Annotated in this window: 8 protein-coding genes, 1 tRNA gene and 2 pseudogenes; 5 read left to right on the top strand and 6 right to left on the bottom strand. The window is 60.9% G+C overall.

Features of this window, described 5'->3' with window-relative positions; all coding sequences use genetic code 11:
• The first annotated feature begins 17 nt into the window (after nt 1–17).
• A tRNA-Met gene (locus GGQ68_RS12445) sits at nt 18–94 on the top strand.
• 243 nt (nt 95–337) lie between these two features.
• Nucleotides 338–1,449, top strand: a pseudogene (locus GGQ68_RS12450) (IS3 family transposase).
• Nucleotides 1,450–1,459: 10 nt separating this feature from the next.
• Here GGQ68_RS12450 and GGQ68_RS12455 read toward each other — a convergent pair.
• The 6 genes and pseudogenes from GGQ68_RS12455 to GGQ68_RS12480 all read right to left on the bottom strand — a co-directional run bounded on the left by GGQ68_RS12455 (nt 1,460) and on the right by GGQ68_RS12480 (nt 8,087).
• The gene (locus GGQ68_RS12455; protein WP_183966468.1) at nt 1,460–1,747 is read right to left on the bottom strand and encodes a hypothetical protein; all 288 of its coding nucleotides are present in this window, start codon (nt 1,745–1,747) and stop codon (nt 1,460–1,462) included.
• 202 nt (nt 1,748–1,949) lie between these two features.
• A pseudogene (locus GGQ68_RS24300) lies at nt 1,950–2,888 on the bottom strand (ATP-binding protein); the annotation flags it as partial.
• Nucleotides 2,889–3,422: 534 nt separating this feature from the next.
• A complete protein-coding gene (locus GGQ68_RS12465) occupies nt 3,423–5,045 on the bottom strand; it encodes a GMC family oxidoreductase (protein ID WP_183966470.1) in 1,623 nt (540 codons plus the stop codon).
• 49 nt (nt 5,046–5,094) lie between these two features.
• Nucleotides 5,095–5,538 (bottom strand): sugar dehydrogenase complex small subunit, encoded by a 444-nt coding sequence (locus GGQ68_RS12470; RefSeq protein ID WP_183966472.1) that lies wholly within the window; start codon nt 5,536–5,538, stop codon nt 5,095–5,097.
• A gap of 588 nt (nt 5,539–6,126) precedes the next feature.
• Entirely contained in the window at nt 6,127–7,317 is a 1,191-nt protein-coding gene (locus GGQ68_RS12475; RefSeq protein ID WP_183966474.1) for a surface lipoprotein assembly modifier, read from the bottom strand.
• An 8-nt stretch (nt 7,318–7,325) separates the two neighbouring features.
• A complete protein-coding gene (locus GGQ68_RS12480) occupies nt 7,326–8,087 on the bottom strand; it encodes a hypothetical protein (RefSeq protein WP_183966476.1) in 762 nt (253 codons plus the stop codon).
• A 216-nt stretch (nt 8,088–8,303) separates the two neighbouring features.
• Between GGQ68_RS12480 and GGQ68_RS12485 the strand changes: the two genes are divergently transcribed.
• From GGQ68_RS12485 to GGQ68_RS12495, 3 genes are all read left to right on the top strand, one after another.
• Complete coding sequence (locus GGQ68_RS12485; RefSeq protein ID WP_183966478.1) at nt 8,304–10,475, top strand: sensor histidine kinase; 2,172 nt, start codon at nt 8,304–8,306, stop codon at nt 10,473–10,475.
• On the top strand, nt 10,472–11,122 hold the full coding sequence (locus tag GGQ68_RS12490) for a LuxR C-terminal-related transcriptional regulator (protein WP_183966480.1): 651 nt from the start codon (nt 10,472–10,474) through the stop codon (nt 11,120–11,122). Before GGQ68_RS12485 ends, GGQ68_RS12490 begins: the two co-directional genes overlap by 4 nt.
• A gap of 672 nt (nt 11,123–11,794) precedes the next feature.
• Entirely contained in the window at nt 11,795–14,980 is a 3,186-nt protein-coding gene (locus tag GGQ68_RS12495; RefSeq protein WP_183966482.1) for an autotransporter domain-containing protein, read from the top strand.
• Nucleotides 14,981–14,985: the final 5 nt, after the last annotated feature.

The raw sequence follows: 14,985 nt of genomic DNA on the forward strand, positions 1-14,985 counted from the left end.
CCTTGTCCGACCATTGGCGCGGGATGGAGCAGCCCGGTAGCTCGTCAGGCTCATAACCTGAAGGTCGTAGGTTCAAATCCTACTCCCGCAACCAAAGATAATTTTTCAATACTATCAGAACCTTAAAGCCGTGCGCTCACCCGAGTGCGCGGCTTTCGCCGTTTTTTATGACCCCTGCCGACCCCGTCGCAAGGCGCAACAGCGCCGCAAGATCCCCCTCCAACTCGATCTCAACGCCTGTGCTCCCATCCGACGGGGTCAGCACAAGCCGGTTGACCTGCTCCCCTGAAAAGTCCGCGATTTTGGGTTAGTCTGTTCCTATCGAAGGAGACAGACGATGAAGCGATCAAGGTTCACGGAAGAACAGATCATCGGGGTATTGAAGGAGCATCAGGCTGGGCTTGGCGCGAAGGAGCTGTGTCGCAAGCACGGCGTCAGCGATGCGACCTTTTATAAATGGCGTGCCAAATTTGGCGGCATGGAAGTGTCAGATGCGAAGAAGCTGAAGGCGCTGGAAGCCGAGAATGCCAAGCTCAAGAAGCTGCTGGCCGAACAGATGATGGACGTGTCCACGTTGAAGGAAATGCTGGGAAAAAACTTCTGAGGCCTGGTGCGCGGCGGCGTGCCGTGGACTGGGCCATGACACAGAAGGGATACCGTCAGCGGCGGGCCTGCGCTTTGGCGGGGCTCGATCCGCGTGTCTATCGGCGACTGCCAACCCGACCGGAAGATGCTGACCTGCGGGCACGGTTGAAGGAGCTGTCATCTGAGCGGCGGCGGTTCGGGTATCGGCGTCTGCATCTTCTGCTGCGGCGCGAAGGCTGGTCTTTGAACTGGAAGAAACTCTACCGGATCTAAAAAGAGGAGGGCCTGACCGTGCGCAAACGTGGTGGCAGGAAGCGAGCTTTGGGCACCAGATCCCCGATGGCGATCCCACAGGGGCCAAACCAGCGGTGGAGCCTCGACTTCGTCTCCGACAGCCTGTCCTGCGGCCGCCGGTTCCGGATATTGAACGTGATCGACGACTTCAGCAGGGAATGTCTGGCGGCCGTCGTCGACACATCGCTGTCCGGCATCCGGGTTGGCCGGGAACTGGACCGGATCGCAGAGATGCGAGGCTATCCCTGCATGGTGGTCAGCGACAATGGGACGGAGCTGACTTCCAACGCCATCCTGAAATGGCAGGAGGACCGCAAGGTCGACTGGCACTACATCGCGCCGGGTAAGCCGATGCAGAATGGCTTCGTTGAAAGCTTCAACGGCCGCATGCGCGATGAACTGCTGAACGAGCACCTGTTCGACAGCTTGCGCCATGCCCGCAATTTAGTGGCGGCATGGCGCGACGACTTCAACCACCACCGCCCACACTCAAGCCTCGCTGGCATGACACCGTGGGAATATGCTAACCGGTCAAAGGAAGACCAAAACCTGAACAGAGCTAACTCATAATCGGGGACTCTCAGGGGAGCAGGTCACGGTCCACCAGTGTCCGCAGCGCGTCCTTGGCAGCGCCCATCTCTGACCTGTTGCCCAGACCCGAGATCAACGCCGCCACATGCTCGCGGTAAGTCACAGCCATCGACGGGTGGGTCAGGATCGAATCCGGGGCAGGGGAGGCGGAAAGCCTCCTCTCCAGCCTTTGACTTTGCTGGTCCAGCTCGATTATCCGGTCTTTGACCTGCTCCGCCGGAACACCTGCGATAATGGCATCCACCAGCTTTCGGTGATCACGTTTGGTCTGGGCCAAGGCGCGTTCCAGGGTCTCTCTCGCGCCCTCTGCCTCTCGGCGCAGCCGATTGCGTTCTTAGGCATGGGTTCGCTAAAGACCGCAAGCGCCTCTGGATCCATCAGGTGGTGGCTCAGCGCTCTTGATTTTCATAGAGAACTGACCCGGTATTTTCACCAAGATTTGACCCACCCTCAATTATGCGTCGTGGTTTATGACGCATTAATGCTTTCGTCTCCTTTGCAGTTTTCGTTGCTGCCTCGGAACTGGCTTGGAAGCGGTAGCTGTCGTTTCCGGTTTCGAGGATGTGACAGCGGTGTGTGAGCCGATCGAGGAGTGGGGGCCATCTTTGCGTCGCCGAAGTCCTGCGCCTATTCTGAGAAGCTGAGGTTTGTGGTGATGATGACGCTGGTGCGCTCGTAGAGCTTGCTGAGCAGATGGGAAAGCAGCGCCCCGCCAGATGAACTGAACGGCAGCTAGCCGAGTTCGCCTATTACCCGGCAGGCGATTTTGCTCGCAAAATCTGCCGAAAGGGCAGGATGACCAAGTCGACCTTCGTCAGCATCTCAGCCAGTTTCCCTGCCTTTCCAAGCGCCTTCTCCTGCTCCAGCGCGTCGACCAGTTCCACGGTCGAGAAGAAGCGCACCTTACGCCGGTGATGTTCGATGGCTTGGACGCCGATTGCCGTGGCTGTGTGGCTCTTGCCCGGTCGTCTGTTGAGGCGCCATTGGTTCGAGCCCAATGGACGACAGGCCGCCGATCAAAACGACATTCTCGGCCGCTTCCCGTCTCATCGTTTGCACTGCAAACGATGAGACGGGCTATGGATAAACTCGCATCGGTGTCGCTGCCGCACTGTCGCTTCGTTGATCTCACTCGATGCAAAGTCGAAGCCCGTCAGGTCCTTGTATGCTGGGGTAAGGCGGGAAAACAGTCCGGGGGACTGTTTTCCCGCCGAACGGCGACCTGCGTGTGATAGGCGATAGACCGTACCTCGCGTTCGGCAATCTCGGCCTTGAGCAGCTGTGAAAGCATTGGCATGGCAGCTTCGAACGCTGGCGCGCCCTGGGCAACCAAGTCTTCAATCGCATGTGCTATGCCATAGAGCTTAAGACTGCGTGAACCATGATGACGATAGAGGCCCTGCCGGGCCATGATGCATGGCGCTTCTCCTCAGTCTGTCGCAACCCGTCATGGCGATCGACGTCGGCCTCTGGCGTTGTTTGCAATGCCAGAGCGTCCGGCGGATCGACCTCGGGGGGATCTGTCGGTCTGGACGTCTTGACCTTCGGTTTCACCAAACCTTCAGGCAGATACTTCGTGATCGCGTTCCGAGACAAACCCGTCCGCCGGGCAAGCTCCAGGATTGGCATTTTGTCACGCAATGCCCAGCGTCGAATGACACTCGAGAATCCCATGTCGATCACTCCAAATTCCCCCCCCCACCAAAACCGTCGGAGAAGTGTGTTCACATGGGTCAGCTCTCAGTGACAATTTATGGGGCTACCGGATTAGCTCTCAGGGGCAATCAAGAATAAATAACCAAATATCTCGCCGAACTGCATGTTCACTTCGCGCGTGTGCAACCAGTGTCACCGATGCCAAAGGCAAGGTGACACTGGAAAGACAGGCACGAACTGAAAACGGCGCAGTGCTCAGTGCCGTTTTCAGCTTCGCTGTTTCGGGATGGCGAGCGTCAAAGATCCTTGACGCTCGTTGCGATTGCATCGACCGCGCGCAGCGACAGTGCAGCAATCGTCAGGGTCGGGTTCGCCGTCGCGGACGTGGGAAACGTGCCCGATCCCAGCATGAAGAGGTTTTTGTGATCGTAGCTGCGCAGATCGGCATCCACAACCGATGTCTGCGCGTCCAAGCCCATCCGCACCGTGCCGATGATGTGACCCGCGCCTTCAACAGCAGGAGAATGGTGGATGTCCGACGCATTCAGGGCCTCGAAGATCTCGTCATGTGCCTCTTGAGCCGCGGCGAGGCCGGCCAAGGTGTAATCTGAATAATCGTAATGGATGCGCGGCATCGGCACGCCGTTCGCGTCTCGTCTATCTTCATCGAGCGTCACGCGGTTTTCGGCATCGGGCGACTGCTCGACCAGTGAGCTGATGCGGATCTGCCGCGAGGTCGCCTCCCGTATGGCGGCGTCAAGCTCGGCTCCACGCAGGCCGGAATTGGCAAGGTCTGCCGCCGTGGACTCGGGCGCGCCGGTGGGCCAGCTGTGACCGTCGTTTGCGATCTCGATACGGAACGCCGCCCGCTCCTTTCGAAAATCGCCATCGCGCAAGTTCTCGACGCCGGAGGTTGAGAGCGGTCCGCGAAAGGGAAAGACCGGCTCGGCCGTCGTCGCCCAGCTGAGCTTCGAGGGATGGTCCATCAGGTTGCGCCCCACCTGATCGGAACTGTTGGCGACGCCGTTCGCAGCCCCCTCCTGAGCGGAGTTCAGCAAAAGGCGCGGCGTCTCGATGCCATGGGCGGCCAGAACGACAACAGTGCCCGAGGCCGTGCCCGTGCTGCCATCTGAGCGGCGAAAATCGACTGATGCGATCCTGCCATCAGTCCCGAGGTTCAGCCGCGTCGCGGTGGTTTCGTCATGCACAGTTGCCCCGGCATCCTCGGCAAGGCGCACGTGGACGGTCGCATCGTATTTGGCCTGAATGGGACACACGGGAATGCACGAGGCGTTGCCGCAGCAGGCCGGGCGGTTCGCGTGAAATGCCGAGTTCCTTCCCTGCGGCGTGGAGCGCATCTTGAACCTCGTGCCGTCGAGCGCAGCGCCGACATGCTTGTCGAGATATGTGACTGGAATTTGTTCCATCGGATAATCTCCGGAACGCGGCGAGCCAAGATCTTCGCTGCTGTCGCCGGCGACGCCGATTTCCTGTTCGGCCGCCAGATAGAACGGCTCCAGCGCGTCATACTTGATAGGCCAGTCGACCGCCTGACCGTAGAGCGAGTTCAACTCGAAGTCGGCGGGAACGTTGCGCAAGGTCGTCCCCAGCCAGTGCCAGGTCGTACCGCCAACCACCTTGATATATGTGGATTTGAACGTCTCCGGACCGGTCTGATTGTAGAAGTCATTCGGCTTGTGGGTAAGTGGGTGTTCTGCCGTCGGGTCATTCGGGTAGGCGGATTCAGGGACCTTGATCTTGGCGTTCCAGAATTTCTCGACCGCATCGTAACGGTCGATGCGCTTTCCGCTTTCCAGAAATGCGACCTTGAGGCCCTTCTGAGCCAGTTTCGCGCCAGCCAAAGCGCCGGCGATGCCGGTGCCGATGATCAGAACGTCTGCCGTGATATCGTTAGCCATTATGAGAAGCCTTGAATGTGAGTGTATTGGGTTGGGCGAAGGTTGCGCATCACGCGTCTGGCGCGTTTCCCCAGTAGCCCATTTCGCCGCCGCAGACGGCCTGCGGTTTGGTGAAATCCATCGCGTCCCACATCAAGGCGTCGGTATAGCTCACCACCTTTAGATCGTCAGGATCGGGGGAAACGCCCGAATACCAACTGGCCACAACGGAATTGGCGAGGTCGCGATCCTCCGCGCCGTCCGCCAATTTGGCCAGATCCTCCGCGCGGTTCGTCGCGGTGAAGGCTTTGAAAAAGTCGGTCCCGATGCTTTCGGACAGCTGATCGCGAGCGGTCAGTTCTTCAGAGAGGCGCAGAAATGCGTCGACGTCGAACTCTGCCGCGAAGGCTTTGGCCGGCCATTGCGAAAGAGCCATGACGGGCAGTGCCGAGGCAGCGGAGAGCAGACCCCTGCGCGTGATGGTTCCTGACTGCGCGGCGTCTGTTCGTGACATGCGTCTCACCCCTTATCTGGTTCTCGGATCAGCGCCCAATGCGCCTGGTAAAACAACGCGCGTCAGCCAACATTCGTTCCGAATGAAGCACTTGAGCGCCGGAGCTCGCTGAAAACTGGGTTCTACCCCGAGATGACCCGGGATGCCGCGTTGACAGGCAAGCGTGGCCGTCTAAGGGCCGACAATGCTCTTGGCATCCCCGACCTGCCTGACTACCGCCCTGTATTTCAGAGCGAAATGTCCGGCATCAGGCAGCACGCGCATCCAAGTTTGCAGCTTCTACCGTTCGGTGAAACGGACGATGACTGGAGTGCTATTTTATGCGCTGAGATTGCTCAACGTTGAGAGGTCTTGTGCAGACCGGGTGAACGCCACCATCGCGCTCGGCTTATGCAAGCAGCGCAGTCAGGAACAAAGGAACAATGTCCCCTGCTGACGGCCGCTGCAGACTCAACACTTCGGAGTAATATGGCTGAGGCAACAGCAAGTGTCTGTATTCATATCCAAAAGCCACGCATCGCGACCGAGATCAGCGTACCCAGAGCTCAGGGGAAACGAGGTGAATGACGACAGCTTTGGTCCAGCTTCTCAGAAATTCCTTGTCAAACCTATGGACAGGTACTGATTGTCATGGCGCGCGAGCGGTATGTTCGACTGGTTCTTTCCTGCGCCGAGGATCAGTTTTGGGGCAAAACTGCCGATCCGAAAATCGCGGTGGTAGACAGAAAGCGCAATCGCGGTCTTGCGGTCTTCACGGGCGACGTCGAAGAAAGGTTCTTTTCCCCGGCGTCGGTCCAGGTGGTGGGAAACTTCGACCGAGGTCATCAACCCGCCTTTCCAGGCATAGAGGGCCGTGGCGGCAATACCCGCGCGTTGACCGGTGAGCGTGGGCAGACCGCCGCCTGTGTCTTCGAGGTATCCTGCAAGGTCGAGACGCGCGTTGCCGTTCAGCGCCAGCGTGTAGCCACCGTACAACAGCGTACGATGGCTGTCGGGTTGCATGGTGAAGGCTTCGATCTTGCTGACCTCGACGCCAGCATTCAATCTACTTCGACTGCCGATCAATTGGCTGTACTCGGCCCAGACACCGGTCGAGCTGGAATAGGCGTCGTCCGCCACCCAACGGTTGCCATGTAGCAAACCAAATGCAAAGGCGGTGCGTTGGTTGGGACGGTACTGAAAACCGGCCCGGCCGGTCAGCTGCGTGTCCCGCAGACTTCTTTCTTCATTGTGTTTCACGTATGCAGACAGCGAGACGAGGCCGCTCCACTTTTCCGAGAGCGCCTGCGTGTAACCGATTTCGGCATTTGTGATCAGGCTGGCGCCGGGCTTTGCCCGCGAATCGGGTCGCAGAACGAATTGCATCCCGTTTGCGGCGACCGTTCGATCACGGGTTTGTCCATTGGCGTTGGATTCCGATTTCATCTCAAAGCTCAGCGCCCCTGACCAGGCGCTTTTCGCTTCTATGGCTGCCAGAAATTGGGTCACCAATCGCGCTTCGGAAGGAGTCAGGCTTGCGCCGCGCACTTGTTCAAGCTGCCATTTGGCCCGGAATGGGCGCTCAAGCCTGTATAAAGCGAGCGCCAGCTCAAAACGATAGTGTTTGTTGTCGGGGTGCGCTGAGACAAGCTGCTCCAGCAAAGGCAGAGCAGCGCGCGTCTGCCCGGCTTCCATAAGCTCCAGTGCGGTAGTCCAGGTATCCGGCGCGGCCGTTGCCCCGTCGGGCTGAGTGCAAATCGCACCCAGCCCCAGAAGCAGAATGGCAATCAGACGCCGCATGGTGCCCACTACTTGTCAGCCCAAAGGCTGCCGCCGGTGGCGATCGTCGAACCTCCACCGAAGGGTGTGATCGTGGTCTGATGACCGCCGCCCATCTTGGCGCCGCCGGCCTCTTTCAAATTGCCGCTGAGGATCATGCGCGCATCCCCCGACAAGGATCCGGTCGGATCACTCAAGGTACCGCGCAGGGTCGCCGTGGCACTGGTTAGAGTCCCCGCGCCAGTCGACGTTGCAGTCACCGAATTTACATCGCCTGCAATCGCGTTGGCGGTGCTCAGTGTGCCTCCGATGGAGGTCGCGGTGCCGTTCACCTCACCGGCAAAGTTTCCGGCCGTCGCGGTGACCGGGTTGGTTGCGCCGGCATCGAAATTCACGGTCATGTTCAGGTCACCGACGACGGCTTCGGCTGTGTTGCCCGCATTCGCCTGGGTCAGCATGGAGATTTCGCCGGCGTAATCAGCGGTGCCAGTGAGTCCGGTCGCTGTAGGCACGAGCAGGTTGTAGTTCAGAGCCTTGGCATCGAAAGCGGCGAGGCTGCCGGTCCCGGTCGGCGTGCCGCCCGATGTCGTGCCGCCGCCGCCGCCGGTCGATGTGCCACCTCCGCCCGATGTCGTGCCGCCGCCACTCGATGTGCCGCCTCCGCCCGATGTTGTCCCCCCGCCAACCGCGGTTGCCAGCCCGCCGGGCGATCCACTGCTTCCGTCACACGCGCCAAGCGTCATCAACGCCACACCTGCCGCCGCTATAGTCATCACTTTCAAATGGTTCATGCTACCTGTCTCCCCACAGTGTTGCCTGAAGCGCCCGTCGCTGGCGCCGCGAATCCGGCGCCTCTCGTTGCGGGCGCTGGTACTTGCTTGCCGCCAACTGCTTGCCTTTGGCACTCCCCTGTTCAGGGGGGCTCCCGAAAACAGTTGCTATCGACGTCGAAAAGAATGTTTCATTTGCGTTAACGTGGATGTGTCATTTTATTCAGGTCAGACGAGTTGAAGTTTTTTCACACCCCAGGGCTGCTTTTTCTGGCCTGCACATTGGTCAGCTTCGTGCTCGCGGCATTTGTCGCGTATGTCGCGATGTCACAGCCGTGGATCGGTCTCTCGCTGGCCACAGACAACAGCCGCGGCGCTGTTACTCTTCACGCCAGCGGCCCCGTTCCCGAGGACTTCATCGGGTTCGACCTGGCGAGCGTGCAGGCTGCGGGTCAAAATCCGATCTCCGTGACGCCAGACACGCTGATCGAAGAGCCTGACATGATCGCTACCTTCGAGGGCCTCCGCAAATTCTACACCGATCAGGGCGCGATATTTCGGGCGCTCCTGACCGGGGAGGTGACACTTGCCTTCCGCGCGCCGGGCGCTGCAGACACCACGATCCCTGTCGTGGTAGAGGTCCAGCAGACCCGCCCCCTCAGCAGCTTGCCGCTGAAATTCTGGACGCAGCTTGGCGTGGGTGTCGTCGGCTTGGTGATCGGGTTCTGGCTTGTAAGCCTGCGCATCCGCGATCTTGCTGCGTGGATGGTTTTGTTGACCGGGGTCGGGCTTGCGCTCGCGGCTTGGACTGCCAGTGTCTACAGCACCCGCGAAATCGCGCTGGGTTATGCGACCTTCAAGATCGCCAGCCACATCAACGGCGTGGGGACGCTGGTGTTCGGGATTGGCATGCTGACCCTGTTCCTGATCTATCCCAGGCGGATCGTGCCCCGCCTGCTTGTCCTTCTGCCCACCCTCGCGATCGGCGGTATGATAATCTTCATTCAGGTGTACGATTGGCCGCGCCATGTCGGTCTGCTACAGGATTCGGTCGCCGCGACCATGCTTGCGTTGCTCATCGCGATTGCGGTGCAGGTTTTCGTCAACCGTCACACTCCGACCGCCCGTGCCATGTTGGGATGGCTGGGCGTGGCCGTCTCTGTCGGAGCAGGCGGGTTTGTCGTAACGGCAATTCTGCCGACGATGTTGGGCCAAAGCGTCTGGCTGGCGCAAAGCACGGCGTTCCTGTTTTTTCTGATCATATACGTGGGCATTGCACTTGGCGTCGCGCGCTATCGACTGTTCGACCTTCCGATCTGGTCCTTTCGGATGTTGTTCTACGGGGTTGGCGTTGTTCTGCTGCTGTTGCTGGACGCGGCACTGATCTTTGGTCTTTCCGTGGATCGCGCCCCTGCCTTGGGGATGTCTCTTGCGATCATAGGGGCGGTGTATCTGCCCCTGCGAGAACGTGCCGGCGCGTGGTTAAGCCGCGACCGGACGATGCCGCCGGAAGTGATTTACCGACGTATCACGGAGATTTCTCACGCCATGGCCCCCCAGAAGAAGCAGGAAGAACGCCTGAACTTCTGGCAGGACGTCTTTGATCCGCTCTCGATCGACACAGTGACGTCTGAGGCCCCGGGCGACTGCCGCCTCGAACAGGATGGGGCGGCGCTCGCGCTGGCTCCGGTCTTCGGGCTGCCGCCACTGCGGCTCTCATGGGCCAGAAAAGGCACGCGGCTGTTCTCGTCGCGGGATCTTCAGCGGGCCCGGACATTGAGTGCATTCATGGACACGAGCCTGCGGCAGAACCAGACATACCTGGATGCCATCGCCTCTGAACGGAGGCGCATCAATCGCGACATGCACGACAACATTGGCGTATTGCTGATCGGTGCCTTGCGTTCCGACAGTCAGGAAAGAAAAAACGATCTGATCCGGCAAACACTTTTCGACCTGCGTGAGATCGTCTCCAACCCGGATCAGGATGCCCACCCGCTCGGCCACATTGTTGCGGATCTTCGCGCGCAAGTGTCCAGACATCTTGAAGACGCCCGCATTGCGGCTGAGTGGCAGGCTGGGCCTTTCCCGCATGTCGAACTGAACACAGCCCTCGTTCAAACCCTGCGCGCTTTGATGTTGGAGGGCACGAACAACGTGATACGCCATTCCGGCGCAACTCAGGTCATGTTCCGTATCACATATGATGCGCCAGACCTGAGCGTAATGATCATCGACGACGGATCCGGTTTCAGCACTGAGGCTGCTCGCCCCGGCAGCGGATTGAAAAACCTCGCCGAACGGGTGTCGCAGGTATCTGGCACCTTTGATCTGGAACGCACGACCACCGGATCGGTCCTGTCAGCACGACTGCCCTTGGTTCCAAAAGAAGCGAGTGCTGAGCTTTGAAGCGTATCCTGATCCTTGAGGACATTGCCGAAGCCCGAAATTGGCTGGAAAGGATCGTCCTTGAAATCTATCCGCAGGCGGAGGTCGTGACGGCGTCACGCGTTGCGGTCGCCAAGACGCTCGCCCTGCAACCGATCGACCTCGCCCTGATCGACCTGGGCCTGCCCGACGGATCCGGCCTAGAGGTCTTGCGCATTTTACGACGGAGCAACCCTGCTGCAATCAAGGTCGTGACCACGGTCATGGGCGACGATGCAAGTATCGTCTCGGCGCTGGCAGCCGGAGCCGACGGCTATCTGCTGAAGGAAAGCAAAACTTCGATGCTTGTGCAGCAGCTGCAGCAACTGGGGCACGGTATCCCCGCAATTTCGCCAGCGATAGCCCGGCGTATCATGCAACATTTTCGTCTGACCGGCCCTGTCACCACCATCGAAGATCGTCTGACCGCACGAGAAACCGAGGTCCTTTCCCTTATCGCCAGCGGACTGCGCAACGCCGAAGTGGCGCATGTGATGAGCATCGCTGAGTCCACCGTCGCAGGCTATATCAAGGTTGTTTACCGCAAGCTTGGCATCAGTTCGCGCGCTGAAGCCGCGTGGCACGCGACGCAACTTGGGCTACGCTCGGGCGGACCGGTCGAGGACTGAAGGACGCTGATCTTGAATCAGCAACGTCCTGATAAGTTGCCTGTTGGTTGTCAAACGTGGCAACCGGGATGGAGCTGTCTCGAGAGCCCGAAAAGCAATATCTTGTTTTGCGTCATTTCAAGGCGCGCTCAAGTTCCCCGCTAAAATCGGGCGAAGTTCCGGCGAACCACATGACATAACGGAAAAAGCCTGCCGAAGTGGGCTTGATAGACGAAATTTGTGAGCGGGTTCAGGCAGATTTCCGGACAGCGCCCAAGGATCCGACGTCAACATGAATGGCACAGACTTCGGGTTTTCCTGCATGGCGAAACCCTGAGGTCAGCTCCTCCTGTATGTCGGTAAACATGTGCTCTAACTGTTTGGCGCCTCGCTGACAGGCATAGCTGTCACTGCAAAACCTTGAGGGCACCGTAGGCATTCACGGTGACGGTGGCATCATACCTCAGGGTCCCTGCGGTGCCCGACGGCTCTCCCCTGAGCCCCCCCGTGTTGGCATGTGAACATGGCGCCCTCCAGCCAATCATCAGTGCCGACAGACAGGCGATAAAGGAAATGTCTGTAGTTTTACATTTTGTCACCTAACCGACATATCAGCATGGCAATCCTCCGCTCGCGATGGAATCGCACGGGCCCCACCAGCCCGGTCCAATTTTTCCAATCCCGATGGATACCATGCAGAACAAATTCTCCTTTTCACGCTCCGCACGGCGGCTCACGCGCGCCGGCCGCGCCGGGCTTCTCGGTAGCGTCGCCGCTGTCGCTTTTCTGACATCGCCTGCGATTGCGCAGGATCAGGGCACGCTGCGCGTGCTCACCATGAACACATGGAACGACCAGTTCCGGAACGACCTCGATGCCATCAGGGACGTTTTCGTCAACGGCAATTACGATATCATCGCCCTTCAGGAACTGAGGAGCGAACAGTACCTCACCGGCCTTCAGCAGATCCTGCGCGACGAGGGTCTCGGCGAATATGAGTTCATCAAACAGGGCGATACAGGTGTGCTCAGCCGCGTCGGCGGTGCGTTCGGCACGAACACGCAGGGCGACTCGGTGGCCTACCAGACGGCGCAGCCCGGTGGCGGCGTGCCCGACACGGTTGTTGGCTCCGTCCACCTCGACTATCGCGACCCCTCGCAGACCCGCCTGAACGAAGTGCGCGGCATCACCGAGTGGGCGAAGTCGACCGGTGGCCCGGTCATCCTGACCGGCGACTGGAACGCCGGTGACACGTCCGAGCGCGGCCTGCACCGTGCCTCCCAGCAGAAGCTGATCCTCCAGAACTACCTCAGAAGCGGCAACAGCTTCTACGAGACACTGCTCGACGAATATGCCGTCGATGCCGACGCCATGCAGGCTTTCATCGACGCCAACCGCGGCGCGCGCCTGTCGCTCGACGACATCCCGGACGATCTGTTCGCGGAGGAAACCTATCCGGTCGAGCACAACACACCGGTCACGCTCAACCTGCTGAAGAAGGACTTCATCCTCCTACACGGTGACGTCCGCGAAGGGTTTGAACCGCACGACTTCGACGACGGCGTCACCACCTGGCCCTCGGCCGGAGAGGACGCCACCAACACATGGCCCAGCTGGGACCGCGTGCGCATCGACCACTTCCTTGCTTCGCGCCCCTTCGGCAAGTGGTACAAGGTGGCCGACGCAGCCGACGATGCCTACACCGGCACGCTCGACCAAGTCGACGTGACCGAGGACGGCACAGCCTACACCGACCACGAACTTGTCGCCCATGACCTGCGCTGGGTCGGCCCCAAGCTCGAGACCTACGACGCAGACGGCGAAGATCAGACCCGCTTTGTCTGGAGCGACGAGGCCACCACCTTCGACGAAACCGGCGGCGAATTCGTTCTCACCCGCAACAACATGCGCGACGACGTCTACCTCGGCCAGATCGCCGACGAGAACGGCGAACCCGTGCTCGACTGGCTGACCGCCGAGGAAAAGAAGACGCTGCTCGACTGCACCACCGACGACCCGCGCCTGCAGGCCGCCGTCGCCGAATATTGCATCGATGACCACAGCTTCATCGGCGAAACCTTCGTGACCGCCGGCGGCACCGTCGTGGTGACCGAGGACGCGGCCCTTGGGGATGCCGATGCCAGCCTGCGCCTCGACAACGGCGGGCTTGCCGTCGAAGGCGCACAGATGGGTGCGCTCGACCGCGAAATCTCGCTCGAAGGCACCGGCGGCTGGCTCGACATCCGCGACGCGGCGGCAGCCGTGACCACGGAACGTGACATTTCCGGCACCGGCGCGCTTTCCAAGCACGGCGCGGGCGCCTTGATCGTCGCGGGCGACACCACTTACACGGGCGAAACCACCGTGGACGGTGGCGCGCTGATCGTGAACGGCTCCACCGCGGCCTCCGCGCTCACCACCGTCAACGACGGCGCACGTCTTGGCGGCAGCGGCACAACCGGCAACCTCGCCATTGCGCAGGGCGGCACGCTGGGCGCAGGCAACAGCATCGGCACGCTTTCCGTCGCCGGTGATCTGAGCTTTGCCGAGGGTTCCACCTTCGAGATCGAAGCCAACGCCGAGGGCGAGGCGGACCGCGTGGACGTGACCGGCGCGGTCGATATCCAGGGCGGCAGCACCGTCGTGGTGGCCGAGGGCGGCACCTATCTGCCCTTCACATCCTACAAGGTGCTGACCGCCGAAAACGGCATCAGCGGCACCTTCGACGGTGTGACCTCCTCGCTGGCCTTCCTCGACGCGGGCCTGACCTACGGCGACACCAGCCTGACGCTGGCGCTCGATCGCAACGACACCGCCTTTGACAGCGTCGCCTCCACCCGCAACGGCCGCGCCGCGGCCCGCGCACTGGAACCGCTGGGCATGGGCAACCCGCTGTTCGACAGCGTCGTCATGCTGGGTGAAGCCAGCGCCGACACCGCTTTCGAGCAGATGTCGGGCGAGCTTCATGCGGCCACCATGGGCGCGCTGGCCGAACAGTCCGCCGCAGTCACCGACAGCGCCGCCGACAAGCTCCGCAGCACACGCGACAGCAGCGAAACTGGCGTCCAGTTCTGGTTCGAAGGCTATGGTGCCGGCGCCGACATCGACGGCAACAACAGCCGCGACGTGGTGCGCTCGGCCTACGGCACGCTCTTCGGGGCCAATGCCAAGCTCGACAGCGGCCTGACCTTCGGCTTTGCCACCGGCCTCGGCCAGGGCGAGACCAGCCTCGACGGTCTGCGCGGCGAGGCGGAAACCGATGACCTGCACTTCGCCCTCTCGGCGGGCCAGCGCTTCGGTGCCACGGCCTTCAGCCTCGGAGCCAGCTACACGCGCAGCCAGGTTTCCACGTGGCGCGACGTGTCCTTCACCGGCTTCGACGAGACGCTCAAGGCCGACTACGACGCGGACACCACGCAGGTCTTCGCGGAACTGTCGCACCGCTTTGCCTTGGGCACCACGATGCTCGAACCCTTCGGCGGCCTCTCGCATGTCCGGGTTGCAACTGACGGCGCCTCGGAAAACGGCGGTGAGGCGGCGCTGCGGTTGCAGGACTCCGAGTTCGACGCCAGCTTCGCGACAATCGGCCTGCGCGCCGAAAGTGCCTTCGACGCGGGCACCACGCCGCTGCGTCTTTCGGGTGCGCTGGCATGGCGCCACGTGCTCGACGCCTCCGACCCCGAGGCGGACCTCGCCTTTGCCGGTGGCAGCGACTTCTCGGTCGCCGGGACCGGCCTTGCAGAGGACGCCTTCGAGATCGGCCTTGGCGTTGCCATGGACCTGAGCGACCGGGCGGTGCTTTCGGTCGGCTACGACGGCGCCTTCGGCGAAGACGGCCAGTCGAACGCTGTGAACCTCGGCGTGCAGATGCGTTTCTGACGGTA

Source organism: Sagittula marina (assembly GCF_014196795.1).
GTDB lineage: Bacteria > Pseudomonadota > Alphaproteobacteria > Rhodobacterales > Rhodobacteraceae > Sagittula > Sagittula marina.